20 protein-coding genes are annotated in these 17,590 nt (G+C 27.4%); 5 read left to right on the top strand and 15 right to left on the bottom strand.

Going from position 1 to position 17,590, the window contains the following annotated elements; genetic code table 11:
- Positions 1–20: 20 nt before the first annotated feature.
- Positions 21–1,067, top strand: a complete 1,047-nt coding sequence (locus HMPREF9309_RS04915) for a glycosyltransferase family 9 protein (protein WP_016646817.1) — start codon at positions 21–23, stop codon at positions 1,065–1,067.
- Here HMPREF9309_RS04915 and HMPREF9309_RS04910 read toward each other — a convergent pair.
- Genes HMPREF9309_RS04910 through HMPREF9309_RS04890 form a run of 5 tightly spaced genes read right to left on the bottom strand, consistent with a single transcriptional unit; the run spans position 1,036 to position 6,520 of the window.
- Complete coding sequence (locus HMPREF9309_RS04910) at positions 1,036–2,217, bottom strand: glycosyltransferase family 4 protein (protein WP_231370839.1); 1,182 nt, start codon at positions 2,215–2,217, stop codon at positions 1,036–1,038. The genes HMPREF9309_RS04915 and HMPREF9309_RS04910 overlap by 32 nt on opposite strands.
- The gene (locus tag HMPREF9309_RS04905; protein ID WP_016646815.1) at positions 2,145–3,221 is read right to left on the bottom strand and encodes a glycosyltransferase family 9 protein; all 1,077 of its coding nucleotides are present in this window, start codon (positions 3,219–3,221) and stop codon (positions 2,145–2,147) included. The genes HMPREF9309_RS04910 and HMPREF9309_RS04905 overlap by 73 nt, the downstream gene beginning before the upstream one ends.
- The gene (locus tag HMPREF9309_RS04900) at positions 3,208–4,251 is read right to left on the bottom strand and encodes a glycosyltransferase family 4 protein (RefSeq protein ID WP_016646814.1); all 1,044 of its coding nucleotides are present in this window, start codon (positions 4,249–4,251) and stop codon (positions 3,208–3,210) included. Before HMPREF9309_RS04900 ends, HMPREF9309_RS04905 begins: the two co-directional genes overlap by 14 nt.
- A complete protein-coding gene (locus HMPREF9309_RS04895; protein ID WP_016646813.1) occupies positions 4,248–5,180 on the bottom strand; it encodes a glycosyltransferase family 9 protein in 933 nt (310 codons plus the stop codon). Before HMPREF9309_RS04895 ends, HMPREF9309_RS04900 begins: the two co-directional genes overlap by 4 nt.
- Before the next feature lie 44 nt (positions 5,181–5,224).
- A complete protein-coding gene (locus HMPREF9309_RS04890; RefSeq protein ID WP_016646812.1) occupies positions 5,225–6,520 on the bottom strand; it encodes an O-antigen ligase family protein in 1,296 nt (431 codons plus the stop codon).
- Between the two features lie 77 nt (positions 6,521–6,597).
- Here HMPREF9309_RS04890 and HMPREF9309_RS04885 point away from each other — a divergent pair, with 77 nt between their 5' ends.
- Together HMPREF9309_RS04885 and waaF are read left to right on the top strand one after the other, a co-directional pair.
- On the top strand, positions 6,598–7,629 hold the full coding sequence (locus HMPREF9309_RS04885) for a glycosyltransferase family 4 protein (protein ID WP_016646811.1): 1,032 nt from the start codon (positions 6,598–6,600) through the stop codon (positions 7,627–7,629).
- Positions 7,613–8,551: a lipopolysaccharide heptosyltransferase II gene (gene waaF, locus HMPREF9309_RS04880; RefSeq protein WP_016646810.1), complete on the top strand. Its 939-nt coding sequence runs from the start codon at positions 7,613–7,615 to the stop codon at positions 8,549–8,551. Before HMPREF9309_RS04885 ends, waaF begins: the two co-directional genes overlap by 17 nt.
- On the opposite strand, the gene gmhA is transcribed toward waaF, so the two are convergent.
- From gmhA to rpmH, 10 genes are read right to left on the bottom strand one after another with little or no spacing between them, the layout of a single operon-like run.
- Positions 8,538–9,107 carry a D-sedoheptulose 7-phosphate isomerase gene (gene gmhA / locus HMPREF9309_RS04875; protein ID WP_016646809.1) on the bottom strand — a complete coding sequence of 190 codons (570 nt, stop codon included), beginning with the start codon at positions 9,105–9,107 and terminating at the stop codon, positions 8,538–8,540. The genes waaF and gmhA overlap by 14 nt on opposite strands.
- A gap of 2 nt (positions 9,108–9,109) precedes the next feature.
- Positions 9,110–10,507 (bottom strand): D-glycero-beta-D-manno-heptose-7-phosphate kinase, encoded by a 1,398-nt coding sequence (rfaE1, locus tag HMPREF9309_RS04870; RefSeq protein ID WP_016646808.1) that lies wholly within the window; start codon positions 10,505–10,507, stop codon positions 9,110–9,112.
- Positions 10,497–11,477, bottom strand: coding sequence for an ADP-glyceromanno-heptose 6-epimerase (gene rfaD / locus HMPREF9309_RS04865; RefSeq protein WP_016646807.1), 981 nt, complete (start codon positions 11,475–11,477; stop codon positions 10,497–10,499). Before rfaD ends, rfaE1 begins: the two co-directional genes overlap by 11 nt.
- Positions 11,467–12,000, bottom strand: coding sequence for a D-glycero-beta-D-manno-heptose 1,7-bisphosphate 7-phosphatase (gmhB, locus tag HMPREF9309_RS04860; RefSeq protein WP_016646806.1), 534 nt, complete (start codon positions 11,998–12,000; stop codon positions 11,467–11,469). Before gmhB ends, rfaD begins: the two co-directional genes overlap by 11 nt.
- Positions 12,001–12,035: 35 nt before the next feature.
- Positions 12,036–13,370: a tRNA uridine-5-carboxymethylaminomethyl(34) synthesis GTPase MnmE gene (gene mnmE, locus HMPREF9309_RS04855; RefSeq protein WP_016646805.1), complete on the bottom strand. Its 1,335-nt coding sequence runs from the start codon at positions 13,368–13,370 to the stop codon at positions 12,036–12,038.
- Entirely contained in the window at positions 13,363–14,166 is an 804-nt protein-coding gene (locus HMPREF9309_RS04850) for a Jag N-terminal domain-containing protein (RefSeq protein WP_016646804.1), read from the bottom strand. Before HMPREF9309_RS04850 ends, mnmE begins: the two co-directional genes overlap by 8 nt.
- Positions 14,166–15,740: a membrane protein insertase YidC gene (gene yidC / locus HMPREF9309_RS04845; RefSeq protein WP_016646803.1), complete on the bottom strand. Its 1,575-nt coding sequence runs from the start codon at positions 15,738–15,740 to the stop codon at positions 14,166–14,168. The genes HMPREF9309_RS04850 and yidC overlap by 1 nt, the downstream gene beginning before the upstream one ends.
- 4 nt (positions 15,741–15,744) lie before the next feature.
- Positions 15,745–16,077 (bottom strand): membrane protein insertion efficiency factor YidD, encoded by a 333-nt coding sequence (yidD, locus tag HMPREF9309_RS04840; protein WP_016646802.1) that lies wholly within the window; start codon positions 16,075–16,077, stop codon positions 15,745–15,747.
- Positions 16,074–16,400: a ribonuclease P protein component gene (rnpA, locus tag HMPREF9309_RS04835; RefSeq protein ID WP_016646801.1), complete on the bottom strand. Its 327-nt coding sequence runs from the start codon at positions 16,398–16,400 to the stop codon at positions 16,074–16,076. Before rnpA ends, yidD begins: the two co-directional genes overlap by 4 nt.
- The gene (gene rpmH / locus HMPREF9309_RS04830) at positions 16,397–16,531 is read right to left on the bottom strand and encodes a 50S ribosomal protein L34 (RefSeq protein WP_016646800.1); all 135 of its coding nucleotides are present in this window, start codon (positions 16,529–16,531) and stop codon (positions 16,397–16,399) included. Before rpmH ends, rnpA begins: the two co-directional genes overlap by 4 nt.
- Positions 16,532–16,677: 146 nt before the next feature.
- On the opposite strand from rpmH, the gene HMPREF9309_RS04825 reads away from it, so the two are divergent.
- Both HMPREF9309_RS04825 and HMPREF9309_RS04820 read left to right on the top strand, forming a co-directional pair.
- Positions 16,678–17,178, top strand: coding sequence for a DUF4149 domain-containing protein (locus HMPREF9309_RS04825; RefSeq protein ID WP_016646799.1), 501 nt, complete (start codon positions 16,678–16,680; stop codon positions 17,176–17,178).
- Positions 17,179–17,577 carry a YbgC/FadM family acyl-CoA thioesterase gene (locus HMPREF9309_RS04820; protein WP_016646798.1) on the top strand — a complete coding sequence of 133 codons (399 nt, stop codon included), beginning with the start codon at positions 17,179–17,181 and terminating at the stop codon, positions 17,575–17,577.
- Positions 17,578–17,590: the final 13 nt, after the last annotated feature.

The following is a 17,590-nucleotide window of genomic DNA, read 5'->3' as shown; positions in this document are numbered from 1 at the left end:
AAAAGTCAAAAAGGTGCTATATGTTTTATTTGCTCATTTTTATATTTTTTTATCCCATATTAAAAATAATAAGTATATTTAGAAAAAAAGATAATAAAACTTTGGTTATACAAAACGCAGTTATAGGTGATTATGCAAATTCAAGCATTATTTTTGAAAAAATAAAACCATTTGATATTGTTTTAAATAAAACAAATTTAGCATTTGCAAATTATGACAATAGAATAATAAATAAATTTCCAATAAACGACTACAAAAATAAAAAATTTGGAAAATTGAAATTAGCATTTATATTATTTTTAAATAATTACTCAAATGTTTATATACTAACACCAAATTCTTTAAATTTATTTTTAGGGAAATTTACTATGGCAGAAAATATTGTTACGATACAACCAAGTTTATCAAAATTTAAATTTTTATCCATTGGAACCAAAAGAGTTAATCATTCAACAAATAATTTAACAACTACCACTTATTTAAAAATGGTAAATGCAGAAAATGAAAAATATGAAAAATGTATACAAAATCCATATTTTATACCAAAAAATAAAAAAATAAAAAATGATAAAACTTTTAAAATTGGCATAAGTCTTAGCGCTGGAAATAAAATGAAAACTCCACCAGTGCAAACTTGGAATAAGATATTTGAAATATTAACTAAATTTAATTGTGAAATTTATATTTTTGGTATAAAAAATGAAGATGAGTTGCTAAAACAAATAGAGTTGAAAAATAACATAGTTATAAATTTTGTAAATCAAATAGAGTTAAGAGAACTTCCTTTTTATATATCTTTGCTTAACTTATACATATCATCAGATACCGGAAATTACTATATAGCAGACACAATGAAAATACCAACAATATGCCTAATGGGTCCTTGTTTTTCAAGTGAGCAAAGAGGCGTTTATAAATCTTTGATAATAAACTCCAAACTAAAACCAATAAGCTCAGTTTTTAAAACAGTAAGAAATATTGATGCTAAAAAATACTTTGTGTTAAGCCAAGATGATGAAAAAAATATATATGACTTTATCTATAGTTTGAATAAAAATTTAAAATAGACTTTGAAAAATTTTCAAAACTAAAAGTATTTATTATATTAAAATCAATTTCTTTATTTTTTGGTTTTTCTATTTTTAAAAGAAGGTCATGCAAATCCTTAGCTGTTCTATTTACAATATAAAAATCATCTTTTTTTGAAGAGATATTGTAAATTTCATTTATAACATTTATATTAGAAAATATAACGCCCAAACCATAACTTAAAGCTTCAATTACAACTCTTGGAAGCCCTTCATTTTCCGAAAAACCAAGTATATAGTCAAATTTTGGATAAATTTCATCCATATTTTTTACAAAACCTAAATTTACAACAAGACCATTCTTTATTAAAATATCTAATTTGTCTTTTGTCTTTTTTTCAAAGCTACCACTTCCAGCAATATATAATCTTAAATCATCTCTATTTAAATTTAACATTGCATCAAAAACCAAATCATGTCCTTTTAGCTTTAAAAAATTTGCTGGCATTATGATAGAAATTTCTTCAAATTTATCTATTTTTTTATAGTTTTGTTTTTTAAAAACTGGATTATATATAACACAATTATCAAATTTTAAATACTTATTATAAAATTCAAAAGTAGATTTTGAAACTGAAATAGCTTTAAAGATATTTTTATTTAATATATTAGTATCAAATTTATCCAATGGTGAATTTTTTCTTAAATGTTGGATAACTTTTATTCCCAAATCATTAGCTGCACTTATATATGAAAGGTTTGCAGAAAAATGATTGTTTAGATGAATGAAATCAAACTTATTATTTTCCAAAAGCATTTTTTTAGCAAATCTTAAATCATACTCGTATCTTTTTTTCTTAATTAATTTTTTACAAAATATTCTAAAAATTTCTCTTTTAAATTTTGATATTTTAAATTTTGGCTTATTAAATTTTATAATTTTTATCTCTTTTTCTTTCATGATATCAAGTATTTTTTTATCTTTTACCATATAATTGTTTTCAAAATATACAAATACATCATAAATACCAGCTTTTTTTAATGCCTCTATTAAATATAAAAGACTTTTTGTTCCTCCACCATACTCTATGCCGGTATCGATAAATAAAATTTTTTTTATACCAAATCCTTTAATACTACATATATCTCTTTTGCTGAAATTTGAAGCATGCACTTTTGATATTTGCATCTTTTTCCCAAGCAAGGATTACAAGTTCGATCTTTTTTTACAAATTTATGTATCTCTTTATCAAAATCAGGATTTGATGCTTTAGGATCAGCGACCGCAAATAAAGCAATAGTTGGAGTTTTTAAAGCAGCTGCTATGTGGAGTGGTCCAGTATCAGGAGTTACTAAAATATCAAGCCTATCAATTAAAGCCGCAGCTTGTCTTATACTAAAAACGCCTGCTAAATTTAAAACTCTATTTTTATCTTTTATTTTTTGCATAAAAGCGTTGGTTAAAATTTTATCTTTATTGCTTCCTGTAAGAATTATTTTATAGTTATCATTTTGTAAAATTAATTTAGCCAATTCAACCCAGCGCTCTAAAAACCACTGCCTTGAAACTGTGCTAGCTCCCATTTGAAAGCCAATATATTTTGTTTTATCATCTTTTTTTAAAATTTCATCAACACTCTCATAGTCTTTTTTATCTAAAAAAAGCTGCATTCTAGTGTTTTGATTTTTGATACCAACAAACTCTAAATATTTAAGTCTATATTTAACAACATAGTCTTTCACTTCTAATTTTTTTGGCAAATTAGAATGAAATTTATTAAACTCATTTTTATCATTGTGAAGTTTAAATATATATTTAGCACCACTTAATACTGTTAGTGGTGTAGCTTGTGGCTCATTTGAGTGAAGTATAAAAACTATATCTATTTTTTTTGATTTTAAAATTTTAGCTGTTTTGAAAAAATATTTCCACTTGCCGTTATAAGTTATAATTTCATCTAAGTTTTTATCATCTTTAAAAAGATCAGAATTGTTTTGATTTAGTAAAGCTATTGTTTTAACATTTGGAAAATTTTCTTTAAAAGCACGAAAAACGGGAGTATTAAAAAGAGTATCACCGATTGCAGTATTGCTAAAAAAACAAACAGTTTTAAAATTATCTTTTACTAAATCTGTTTTTATAGTTTTTTTATTTTTTATCAAAAAATTAACTAAAATTTCATAAAGACTCATATAATTTTTCCGTATCTTTAATCATCTTCTCAATACTAAAGTTTTTAATCACATATTCTCTTCCAAATTTTGCAAATCTATCTCTTAAGTCTTTATTTAAAATCAACTCTTTAAGAGCTTTTTTCAACTCTTCTTTATTTCCATTTTCAAAAAGTAATCCACTTTTTTTATCGAAAACAGACTCACCAAGTCCACCAACATTACTTGCAATAGTAGCAACTTCGCAACTTGATGCCTCAAGAACAACTCCGCCAATTGCTTCCATATTTGATGGAAGAACTAATATATCCATTGAACCTAAAAATTCATTTACATCATTTCTATTGCCAAGCATAAAAATATTTTTTTTATCCTTTGTCAAATTTTGTAAATTTTCTTTTTGTGGCCCATCTCCAACTATAAATAAAGCACTATTTTCTATATTTAACTCATTAAAGGCCTCTATTAAAAGCTTATGGTTTTTAGCAGCTCTAAGAACAGCAACTATGACTATGCAAACAGTATCATCACTTAAACTAAACTCTTTTTTTAAATTTATACTAAAATTAGGCGTATATTTATTTGTATCAATGCCTGTATATATTCTTGTAACTAACTCTTTTTTAACGCCTCTTTTTATCAAGTCATCACAAACTGCTTGGCAAACACCTACAACTTTTGTATTTAAATTATATGTAAAAGGTGAAGTTATAGGAAGTTGTAGATGCCTAGTTCTTACAACTTTAATCTTACATATCTTTCCAACAATAGCCCCAATTATCCCATCTTTTCCTGAATGAGTTGATATGATATCAATTTTATTTTTTTTAACAAATTTGCATATTTTTATAATCTCAAAAAGATTATAAACTTTTTTTAAATTAAACTCGACAAACTCACAATCAATATCTTTTAAAAGACTTTTTGAACCTTTATTAAGCCCATAAAATACTTTAAATTTTTTTTTATCAAGTCCGTTTATAACTCTTTGGGTTCTGTGTTCTTGCCCACCAAAACCAAGGGAGCTTTCAAGTTCTAAAATATTTATCATAAAAATTCCTTCAAAATCGTATCAAAGATTAACTTATTATCTACATTTTCAGCTAGCTTTGTTTCATCTTGCAAAGCTATACATTTTGCATTTGTATATATCGGCTTCCAACGATTCATATCTGTTTTTCCAAAAATTATCAATGTATTTACGCCAATTGCTGGAGCTATATGTGCAATGCCACCATCTAGCGTAATTAAAAACTTAGCGAATTGCAAATAAGAAATTAATTCATTTAAACTATTTGTTTTTAGATATTTTACACTAGCTTTTTTTGATATATCATTAGCAAAATTATCATCTTCTGCTGTTATTATAATATTATTATATTTTGTTTTTAGAAATTTTAAAATTTCACAAATTTTATCTTTACTTATTTTATTTTTTTTGACTCTAGATGAAACATGAAAAAAAATAAAATATTTATATTTTTCATTTTTTATACTAAAATTTAAAAAAGTTTTTTCTCCGCCATAGTAAATTTCTAAAGGCTTTAAAATTTCAAAACAAATTTTTGCTTCATTTATATTAGTATAAGGAATTTTATCAGTTATAAAATTTGTTTCTTTGTTTTCATCAACCCCAATTACTCTTTTAGCTTTTGAAATTTTTGCAAAAAGTCCGGCATATTTTGAATATGAGCTTCTAAAAATAATACAAATATCATATTTTTCTTTTCTTATTTCATATAACATTTCTCCTTTTTTAAAAAAAGCTATTATCTTATCTAAAAATTTATCTTTATGCTTTGTTTTGGTATAAATATAAATTCTGTCTAAAAAAGGATTATTTTTAACAACAAAAGAGTTTAAGCTATTTACCACTATATCGATTTTAGAATTTGGATACTTTTTTCTTATAGCTTCAATCGCTGGCGTGGTACATACTAAATCACCAATATTGTCGTTTCTTATTAGTAAAATTTTCAATAATATCCTCTAATTTTTATTTTATGAAAAAATATTTTTACAATTTAAAAATTTTTTATACAATTTTTAATTGAAATTGCTAAAATTATTCCAAACATCATATAAAAAAATTTTGCTTCTGTATCTCCAAAAAAACTTCCAAAACACAAATTTACAATAAATCCAATACCGCCAAAAAACATCATAAAGCCAAACATTGAAGTAGCATTGTTAATACTGTTTTTTATAAGACTATAACTTTTTTTTAAAAAATAAATCCAAAAAGATAAAAACAGTATTAATCCAAAAATTCCTAAAGAAAACAGCATTCCAATAAATTCATTATGCACTTGTGAATATACTGCAAAAGGTTGATTTTCTTTTGAGTTTAGTTTTACAATATTTTTACCATATAAAAATCTACCGTAGCCAGTTGGCTCAAAAGGATGATCTAAGCTATGTATAATAGCAGCTTTCCACATAGAAATACGAGATGAGATAGAATAATCTAGATTTAATTTTTTATATTCTTCACCCATTTCATTTGGTGCTTTTTTCATTAAGGCTATATAGTCATTTGATGCCTTAAGATTATATCTATAACTAAAGTTATGTGAGTTTAAATATACTCCAATTATAAAAATTATAAAAAATAAAATAGTTAAAACCTTTATTAGGCGAGATTTTATAGTTGTAAAAGCAATCAAAACTATCATACAAATTGCTGCTAAATATCCAGCCCTAGTTTGAGTGGAGAACATACTAAGCAAGGATAAAATAAAAAATATAGCTCCTATAAATTTATTTTTATATAAAAAAATTGCTATAGAAGCAGATATTGCAAAGCTAGTCCAAATAGCAAATCTCTCACCACCGCCTTTATTTATATAGCCATCTAACAACCCACCTGTTCTAACATTAAAACTAAAATCGGCTAAATACCAAGTATATAAATTTATAATAGTGTGAATAAATAAAATTGCTATGATAGAATAAATATAAGGCGTAATTTTATCTATAGAATAGGTGCTAAAAAATAAAAACACTACAATCATAACAAGGACATTTCTTACAAGTTCTTTATTTACCTCTTTTAAGCTTAATTTTATATCAATCGAATAGAACAACGATAAATAAGCTAAAACAATAAATGCAAACAATATAACTAAAAGCCACTTAATTTTTAAAAGATTTTTAAAATCAACCTTTTTAAAATCCGTAATAGCCAATAATAGCAAAAATAAAACCGAAGAAAAGCTTTGAATTGCAGCTGTGTGAGCTATAGGCAAAACAAAAATATAAACGCTAAAAAAAAATAATTTTAAATATTGAACATATTCACCTTTCATCGCCTTAGCCAAAACCATCTCCTAATTGTAAATATTTAATTATATGGTTAAATTCTTAAAAACTTATAAATTATGCTAAAATAACTTCCATGAAAAAAATAATATTCTTACGGACCAATCCAAATGCAATTGGCGGGGCTGAAAACTATCTAAAAAGACTAGCAAATGCTCTAAAAAATAGTGATATAAATAGCGAAATTCGTTCATTTAAAGGAAATCAAAAAATTAGCTCATGGAAAAAAGCTTTAAAATTTAACAACCAAGTTTGCGAAGAAAAAAAAGATGATGAGTTTTATTTTAGTCTTGAAAGAGTTGAATGCGCAGACATTTACAGAGCCGGAGATGGAGTTCATAAAGCATATAGAAAATTAAAAAAATTTTGGTGGTTTAATCCATTAAATTTTGTTTATCCATATCTTGAAAAAAAATGCTTTGAAAATTCAAAAAAAATCATTACAAATTCAAATTTGATAAAAGAACAAATTATCTCAACATATAACATAGACAAAAATAAAATTATAACAATCTATAATGGTGTAAATTTGCCAGAAATAGTTAATAAATCAAATAAAAAAATACAAATTTGTAAAGAATTTAGTTTAGATGAAAAAAAGCCTTTGTTTTTATTTGTTGGAAGTGGCTTTAAAAGAAAAGGGGTAAGGGAATTTCTAGAAATTTTATCAAAATTTCCAAATAATTATAATGCCATAATTATTGGAAATGATAAAAATATAAAAAAATATAAAAAAATAGCATTAAAATTAAGAATAAATGCAATATTTTTAGGATCTAGAAAAGACGTATCAAGGTTTTATGAAGCAAGTGATTTTTTTATCTTTCCAACACATTATGAACCGTTTTCAAATGTTATATTGGAAGCGTTAAGTTATGGATGTGTGTGTTTTACAACAAAGCAAAATGGTGCAAGTGAAATTCTAGATGATCAATTTGTAATGAATCATCCAACAGATTTTAAAATTTTAGACACAATTAAAAAATTTGTTGATGATAAATCTATATTTGAAAAACAGAGTAAAGAAAATATACAAAAAGCTAAAAATTTTAGCATAGAAAATAATGCAAGCTTAACCATGAAGGTAATTTATGAAAATATTTATTGAGCTTCCAACCTGGCTAGGTGATGCTGTAATGAGCACTTTAGCCATAGAAAATATAACCTTAAATTTCCCAAATGCAAAAATAACTTTTTTTGGCTCTTTTGCCTCAACTTCTCTTTTTACAAAACATCCAAACTTAGAAAAAATTATAATTGATGATAGTAAAAAAACTAAATGCAGACTTTTCAACTTAGCAAAAACTTTTGTAAATTTACCAAAATTTGACATTGCAATAAGTTTTAGAAGTCATTTTGCAACAAAATTTGGCTTTTTATTTTTAAAAGCTAATAAAAAAATTATTTTTAATAAAAATATAAAAGCAACACATCAAGCTAAAAAATATGAAAAATTTATAAATGATTTTTTAGAAATAAAAGTAAAAAATGATGAATTAAAATTATATTTTAAGCCAAATGTTTTTAAAAAACCAACACTTGGACTAAATCCAGGAGCAAGTTATGGAAGTGCTAAAAGATGGTATCCAGAGTATTTTGCAGAAGTTGGGATCGCACTTAAAGATAAATATGATATTATAATTTTTGGTGGCAAAAACGAAGAAAAAATATGCGATGAAATTTCTAATATTTTATCAAAAAATAAAATTAATCATAAAAATTTATGCGCAAAGACATCTATTAAAGAATTGTGCCAAAACATAGCTGGACTTTCTTTATTTATCACAAATGACAGCGGTCCTATGCATATCGCAGCTAGCTATAAAGTTCCTACGATAGCACTTTTTGGACCAACTAAATTTAATGAAACATCTCCTTATAAAAATCAAAAGGCTAAAATACTGCATTTAAATTTAGACTGTATGCCTTGTATGAAAAGAGAATGTCCTTTAAAAACTCATGAATGCATGAAAAACCTAACTCCTAAAATGGTAATAGAATGCATAGATAAAAATTTTAATTTTTCATAGCATCATCAATCGCTTGACAAATAGTATGTCCCATAAAAATATGCATCTCTTGAATTCTTGCGGTATCATTTGATGGAACGACTAAGTTTAAATCACAATACTCATTCATCTTTCCACCGCCTTTTCCACTAAATCCAATAGTTTTTATACCATTTTTCTTTGCATACTCCAAAGCATTTATGACATTTTTGCTATTGCCACTTGTAGAAATCGCAATTAAAATATCGCCTTTTCGCCCAAGCCCTGCAAGCTGTCTTGCAAAGACATAGTCAAATCCATAGTCATTGCCAATGGCTGTTAGGGCCGATGTATCAGTTGTCAAAGCAATGCCAGGAAGGGGATTTCTTTCGCTTTTATATCGCCCTGTTAGCTCAGCTGCTATATGTTGGGCATCTGCTGCACTTCCACCATTGCCACATAAAAAAACCTTTGAGTCGTTTTCTATAGCTTCAATAACCATTTCGCAAGCCCTATTTAATGTATCTAGCAAACTATTTTTAAACTCACTTGCTGTTTTTAAATGTGAGTCAATCTCCCTTAGAATCATCTCTTTCATTTTTATCCTTTTATTTTATTTATGATATTTGTCGTGCTAAAACCATCTTCAAAATCAACCAAAACAACCTCTTTTGCAATGTTGCTTCCAATAACTTCTTTGCCAGCGTAATCAGCCCCTTTTACCAAAATATCAGGGCGAATTTTTTCAATCAAATTTAAAGGTGTATCTTCATCAAAAATCACCACAAAATCCACAAATTCCAAAGCACTCAAAAGTAGGGCTCTTGAGTTTTGTGAGTTTATAGGGCGAGTTTTTCCTTTTAGCCTTTTAACAGAGCTATCAGAATTTAGTCCAATTATCAAAATATCTCCAAGTTTTTTTGCCTTATTTAGATACTTAATGTGACCAGCGTGCAAAATATCAAAGCAACCATTTGTAAAAACTATCTTTTTATCACTATTTTTTAGAATTTGGCAAATTTCATCTAGGCTCTTTATTTTTTCTTCCAAGTTTGTGCTTGATGATGATTTGGAGTATTTTTCTATTTCATCTAAACTAGCAGTCGCACTTCCTACTTTTCCAACCACGACAGCAGCTGCCTTGTTTGCAAGACTAAGAGCAGAAACTATATCCATTTTATTTGACAAAGCATATCCTAAAGTCGCAAGCACCGTATCTCCAGCACCAGTTACGTCAAAAACCTCTTTTGCAATTGCCGGTATGATTTTTACTTCATCGTTGTTGTATAGTGCAATACCTCTTTCAGAAAGAGTTATGATGGAATATGTTAAGTTTAGCTCATCTTTAAGTCTTTTTAGGGCTAATTTTAGTGAAGGTTCATCATCGATTTTCATCTTTAAAGCTTGCATTGCCTCTTTTAAATTTGGTGTTAGAAGTGTTGCATTTTTGTATTTGGAGTAGTCACTTCCTTTTGGATCTATCAAGATAAATTTAGAGTTTTCATTTGCTATTTTTATGATTTGCTTACAAAAATCATCTCTTAAAACGCCTTTTGCATAGTCACTCAACAAAACAGCGTCGTAGTTTTTGATGATATTTTTCAAAGAGTTTAAAAGCTCATCTTTGGAACTTTCCAAAATATCATCTTTGCTTTCCTTATCAAACCTTATAACTTGCTGATGAACTACCATAATACGAGTTTTATGAGCACTTTTTCTATCTTTTTCTTTTAATATTTTCTCAATCTTTACACCCATATTCTCAAGCATTAAAACTATATCTTTGCCAGACTCATCATCGCCAACAACACTCATCACACCAACATCACAATCAAGAGCTTTTAAATTTGCCATTACATTTCCGGCTCCGCCTAGACGCTTGTTTTCGCTCCTAATATCAACAACCGCAACAGGCGCTTCAGGGGAAATTCTATCGCACTCGCCCCACAGATAGTGATCTATCATCAAATCGCCAATAACTAAAATCTTAGGCTTCATTTTTTATACTTTCATATATTTTTTTAATCTCAGGGATATAGCTTTTAATTCCATCTTCAAGGCTAAATTTAGGCTCATAAGAGAGATTTTGTCTACTTAGGGAAATATCAGCTTGTGTGTGGAATTGATATTGTTTGATAAATGGATTTTTGATATATTCACATTTTAAATTTGTATTAAGCTCGCTTTGTAAGATATCAACAATTTCTTGAAAGCTTCTTGCAACTCCAGTAGCAGCATTATAAACTCCACTTTTATCAGATAAAAATGCTAAGTGGTTAATCGCAACAATATCTTTTATATAGACAAAATCTCTTTTTATTTTATCACTATCTTCAAAAAGCCTTGGATTTTGCCCATTTAAAATTTGAAGTCCAAACTGCAAAACCATAGAGGCAGTTTTATCTTTGAAAAACTCATTTTCACCATAAACATTGAAATATCTAAGCCCAATACAATGAATTTTTTCGTGATATTTTAAAGCTAGTTTATCCATCATGAGTTTTGAAAAACCATAGACATTTCTAGGCTCTTCACTATGCCAAATTTTTTGCGGACTTTTGGCGTTTCCATAAGTTGCCGCTGAACTTGCATAAATCATCTTTGCATCGATTTTTTTACAAATTTCAAGAAGCTTTGCAAAGGCATTTAAATTTGTTTTTATCATCATGCTTTGATCATTTACCGTAGTATCAGAGATGGCAGCTTCATGAAAAATTGCATCAGGTTTAAATTTGGCAATACTTTTAAGAGTTTTTTCATCATTTATATCGCCCTCTAAAACCATGCCACCAAATTTAAGTAAGTTTTTATAGTGACCAAAACTCTTTAAGTTGCCATTATCAAATCTCTCACCAGTTCTAAAAATATCCACAACTAAAACATCAGCGTCTAAATTTTCAAAATAAGTTGCCAAATTTGAACCTATAAAACCAGCTCCGCCAGTTATAACTATCTTTTTATTTTTCATCTTTTTTCCTTATAAAATTAAGCATTTCTTTAAGCTCTTTTATGCAATGAAAGTCTCTATTTACACTCTTTTCTTCTTTGCTTAGTAAAAACAAATTTTTAACTCCGGCATTTTTTCCAGCTTCGATATCGCTTAGTTTATCGCCTATCAGATAGGATTTTGAAAGATCTATACCAAATTCATCTTTTGCCTCCAAAATCATTCCAGGGTTTGGTTTTCTGCACTCACAACCACTTAAATGAGGACAAAAATAAACTTTATCTATATCTATATCTCGCTTTTTAAACTCAGCTTTCATATAGTCTGCTAAAATTTCAAAATCTTTTGTAGTGTAGTAGCCTCTTTGGATGCCTGATTGGTTAGTGACAATGATGATTAAAAAATCTCTTTTTTTAAACTCTTTTAAAATCTCGAAAATTCCATCTATAAATTTGAAATCTTCTATTTTAAAAACATATCCAAAATCTTCATTTATAACACCGTCTCTATCCAAAAAGAGTGCTTTTTTTTCATAAGTTTTCATGAAAGATATTATACAAATTTATGATAAATAAAACTTTATTTACCCAAACAAAATGATGAAAACATCTCATCTAAAATTTCTGTTCTCTCAAATGGTCTTGTTATAGATGAAATTTCACTAATTGCTGAGTTTATTTCATAAGCAAAAAGCTCAAGCTCATTTTCATTTAATAAATTTTTAGCTCTTAAAATTGCATCTTTTGCTGAATTTACAGCATTTATTTGATAAGTTGCTGTAAGCATAATCCCATCATAGTTTTTAGTATCAAGATAATTTTTTAACTCATCAGTAACCAATCCAATGCCCTCTTTGGCTGAAATTTGAAGAGGTTTATTTAGTTTTTTATCAAATTTTTGAATTAAATCTGATTTGTTTAAAATATAAAATATTTTTTTATCGTTTTTTTCAAGACCTGCGCATATTTCTAAAATTGCCCTATCTTCATCATCAAATTTAGCTGAACTATCAAAAACTGCTAGAATAATATCGGCCTCATTTGCTTTTTTTATTGCAGTTTCAATGCCAATTTTTTCTATATTTGAAACACCCTCTCTAATGCCTGCAGTATCAATTATCCTAACTAAATGGCTTCCTAGCATAAGACTTTCTTCTATAGAATCTCTAGTAGTACCAGCTTCATTTGAGATTATGGCTCTATCATAAGATAAAAGTGCGTTTAAAATAGAGCTTTTTCCAACATTTGGCTTTCCTATAATGGCTACTTTAAATCCCTCTATAAGCCCTTTTCTTTGTTTGCTAATAGTAACAATCTCATCAAGTTTTTTATAATTTTTACTAAGTAAAGTATTAATTTTTTCTAAAATATCAGTTGGCAAATCTTCTTCTGCATAATCTATACAAACTTCAGTATAGGCAAGAGTTTTAACAAGCTCACCCCTTAAAGACTCAACAAATTCACTAAGCGATCCTTGCATTTGATAGGTTAAAATTTTTAAAGCATCTTTACTTCTAGCAGTTATTAGGCTTTGGATAGAGCTTGCTTTTGCAAGATCCATTTTATCATTTAAAAAAGCTCTTTTACTAAATTCTCCTGGTTGTGCAAGTCTAGCACCAGCTTTTAAAAGCTCATCAATGATTAAATTTGAAATCAAAAATCCACCATGAGTTTGAAACTCAACTATATCCTCTCCAGTAAAACTTTTTGGAGATTTAAAATAAATTATTATACCTCTATCTATAAGCTCATCATCTAAAGAATAAATTTTTAGCAAAGTTGCATATCTTGGAGTTAATTTTTTTGTTTTTAAAAGTTTTAATGAGATAGCCAAAGCTTCTTTTCCGCTAACTCTTATAATAGATACTGCCCCAACTCCATTTGCAGTAGATATAGCTACAATTGTATCATTCATTTTTTGCTGGTCTTATAACTATAAATTTTCCATGTCTTGAAGAGCGAACACCGACATAATTATTAGGAAACTCATTTCTAAGTTGTTCTAGGGCAATTCTTACCAAAACACCATCTAAAGGCTTAGTTTGAGCTTTTCCAGTTGTTTTTACCTTTTCAATAACATCAACCAAATATGCAGCTATCATTTTTTCTTGATTTTCTAAAAAGCGTGAAATTTCAAGCCTTACATGATATCCGTATTTTGGATAAATCCAATTATGAAGAAGATGTGTTATTGCTTTATATCTATATCCTTCTTTTCCTATTAAAAGTGCCGCATCATCACCATCTAATTTTACATAAATAGTTTTATCATCAAATTTGCTTACCTCAAAGCTATTTATATTGAAAAAATCATTTTTAAAAAGATTCTCAATTCCATTTTTTATTTCAATAATAGCCTTGTTTATTTCAACTTTTTCATTATTTGGTTTTGTAAATTCTTTCTTATTTTCAAAATTATTTTTTTGCTTTTGAGGTTTTTTCTCATCCTTTTTAAGCTTTTGAGATTTTTCACCTTTATCTATATTTTGCTCTTTTTTAGCTTTTTTTGATTCGCTACTTTTGTCTGTTTCTTTTAAAGATTTTGTATTACCAACTTTTTTAGCATCTATAACTGCATTTTTTTTAAAAAAGCCCAAAATACCACTTTTTGGATGTTGCAAAACTTTAAAATCAAGCTCAGTTACAGAACATCCTAACTCAACAGAGGCTTTTGTGATAGCCTCTTCTAATGTAAATGCTTCAAATTTCACTATTTTTTCTCCGCCATTTCTAATTCTTTTCTCTTTTTAAACATTTTATTTATAATAATTTGCTGAATTAAAGCAAATATATTATTAACACACCAATAAAGTGTAAGTCCAGCTGGGAATGTCATAAAGAAAAATATAAATATTACAGGTAAAAATTTCATAATTTTTTCTTGCATTGGATCAGTAAAGCTTGTAGGAGTAAGGCGTTGTTGTATATACATCGCAGCACCCATTATAATAGGAAGTATAAAATATGGATCTTTAATGGCTAAATTATCTATCCAAAGTATCCAAGGTGCTCCTTGAAGCTCAATTGCATTTAATAAAACTCTATAAATTGCAAAAAATACAGGAATTTGTAAAATCATAGGCAAACATCCACCCATTGGATTTGCACCATGCTTTCTATATAGTTCCATAACTTGTGCTTGCATTTTTTGCGGATCGTTTTTATATTTTTCTCTAATTTCTTTCATTTTTGGAGCTAAATCTTTTAACTTATTCATAGAAATCATAGCTTTATAAGTAAGTGGTGATAAAATAAGTCTTATTAAAATAGTTAAAATAACTATTGCCCAACCCCAGTTTCCAACCATAGTATAAAACTTATTAAGTAACCAAAACATAGGTTTTGCGATAAATGTAAACCAGCCATACTCTATAACATCGCTCAATTCAGGATTTATTGATTTTAAAAGCTCATGATTTTTAGGTCCTATAAAACCACCGACTTCAAAAACTCTATCTTCAACAGCTACAAAGGCTTGATTTACTCCATCACTTGTTTCATTTAGCGCTACTTTCATAGGTTTTTCAAAGTTATAAAATAAAGTTGTATAGTATCTATCAAAAGATGATGCAATATCGATATTATTATAAGTTTGAGCTTTATTTTTTACTTTTCCATCCTTTACAATTTCTAGATTATCTTCTAAATTTCTAAGCAATACTCCATGGATTGTAAGTCTATCTGCTGCAACATCTGGTCTAAGCCCCGGAGTTACAAAGTAATTTTCATTCTTATTTGTTTCTACTTTTACCTTATAGGCACCCCTTTTTGAAAAAGTTATAGTTTTTTTAACTATAACTTCACCCAAATTTTGAGTAAGAACAACACTTTTTTCACCATCATTTAAATCCATGTTTGACACACTTGCTTCATATGGAATTTCAAAAGCTAGTTTATTAATTTCTTGGTTTGCAAACCTAACTTCTAATGGTTTTGGATACTGTGTTATTAAATTTAAAAAATTTCCTTCTTCATCTTTATAGATATTTTCATTTAATTTAAATGAACTTATTCTTCCCAAAGAGTCAATTTTAGCATTAAAATAATTTGAAGTTATATTTACTATTGTTTTATCTTCTTTTGAAACTGTATTAATAGGAGCTTTATTTTGATTATCAAGCTTTACATTTGGTGCTTCGTTTGCGGTTTTTACTTGCTTTGTGGCAATTGTTGCATTTGTATCTCTAAATTTTGATAAATAAAGACTATCGTAAGCTATAAAAAAAATGAAAGCAAGAAGCGTTGCAATGATAGCTCTTTTTTGAAGTGATTTTTCATCCATCATGGGGCTAATTTTCCTTTTTATATAATTTTATTACATAATATTTTCCATTTTTATAAGGAACAAACCAAAATAAAAACTTCAAATTTCTATTTTTAAAAGAAAATTTTACAGCGGAAAAATCTTTATAAATTATAGGATAGTCGATTCCGCCTTTAAAAAGTTGATTACACCTTAGAATTCTTAGAATAGTTAAAAAAAATGCTTTTAAACAAAAGTTGTGCTTAAATTGTATCAAGGCATATTCAGAACAACTAGGATAGTATCTGCAAGCCGCTGGAAAAAGCGGTGAGATGCAATGTTGATAAATTTTTATGATTTTTATAAAAAAACCCTTCATTTAAAAGCATCCATTTTTCTAAAAGACCATCTTAAACTCTTTTTTATAGAATCAAAACTAAAATTAATTATCGAAGGCTTTGCAATTATAATATAAAATCCTGATTTTAAATCACATCCCATATTAGCAAATGCCGCTCTTAGAACTCTTTTAGCACGATTTCTAATAACTGCTTTTCCTACTTTTTTACTAGCAATTGCTGTAAATTTTCTATCATCAGAAGCCAAAAAATAAACAACTGCAAATTCAGTGTGCCATTTTTTAGCCATCTCATAAACTTTTTTAAACTCATCTGCCTTATTTATGGCAGAAAATTCAATCAAACAGCCAATCTTTTTCTACCTTTTGCTCTTCTTGCATTGATAATTTTTCTGCCGTTTTTACTTTTCATCCTAACTCTAAAACCATGTGTTCTTTTTTTAGGAGCATTATGTGGTTGATATGTTCTTTTCATATTTTTCCTTTTAATTTTTTAATTTACCAAACGGTGATTTTATCTTAAAATTACTTAAAAATAGATAAGAACAACTTTTTTATGTGTTTAACATTTTGCAGTATAATTTTAGAAGTTTAAAATAAATAAACTTTTAAAGGAAATTTATGAATAGAATTTTAAATATCTATCTTTTTTTGATTGCTATTTTAGCAGGTCTTGAAATTTGCGCTGGAGTTTTTGTTGCGCCTGTGATTTTTAATCCAGCAAATCTAATTGGTGAAGGTGTTTTAACACATTTTCAAAGTGGGCAAATAATGACTGAAATTTTTCTAAGATTTAATAAAATTCTACTTATCATATCAATTTTGGCATTTGCTGTAGAAAGTATCAATCTAGCTAATAAAAATAAAAATTTCAACATTAAATTTTCAACTTTTATGCTTGCTTTTATAAATTTAGTATTAGCCCTACTTTTTATATTTTACTTTTCAAACTATATAGTCAATGCACAACAAATCGGACCATCAATGACCCAAACTGCTTCTTTTGCACAAATGCATAAAGCTAGCGAATGGACTATGAAAATCATGCTTATAGCTCAAACATTTTTGTTTTTTATCAAATTTCCAAGCATTAAAAATGAGCTTAAAAAAGAGGCTAAGTAAATGAAGATAAGAGTTTATTACGAAGATACAGATGCGGGCGGTATTGTATATCATACAAATTTTATAAAATACTGTGAGCGTGCAAGAAGTGAAATGGTATTTAACTCAAACCTAGACCCATTTACTCCAAATAGGCATTTTGTTGTTAAAAATATAAATGCCTCATATATAAAACCAGCTTTTTTAGGAGATATATTAGAAGTTATTTCAACACCAAATAGTATAAAAAAGGCAAGTTTAGTTATAAATCAAAAAATTTATAAAATTGCCTCTTTAGAAAAAAGCTTGGATGAAAAAGAGCTTATTTTTGAAGCCGATATCAAAATAGCTTATTTAGTAGATAAAAAACCAGCTGCCATGAGTAGCAAAATGATAGAGTTTTTTAAAAATTATAAGTAGAATTTTCTACTTA

The organism is Campylobacter ureolyticus ACS-301-V-Sch3b (assembly GCF_000413435.1).
Taxonomy (GTDB): domain Bacteria; phylum Campylobacterota; class Campylobacteria; order Campylobacterales; family Campylobacteraceae; genus Campylobacter_B; species Campylobacter_B ureolyticus_A.
The sequence above is the reverse complement of the archived record's forward strand: the minus strand, read 5'-3'. Positions and strand labels throughout refer to the sequence as shown.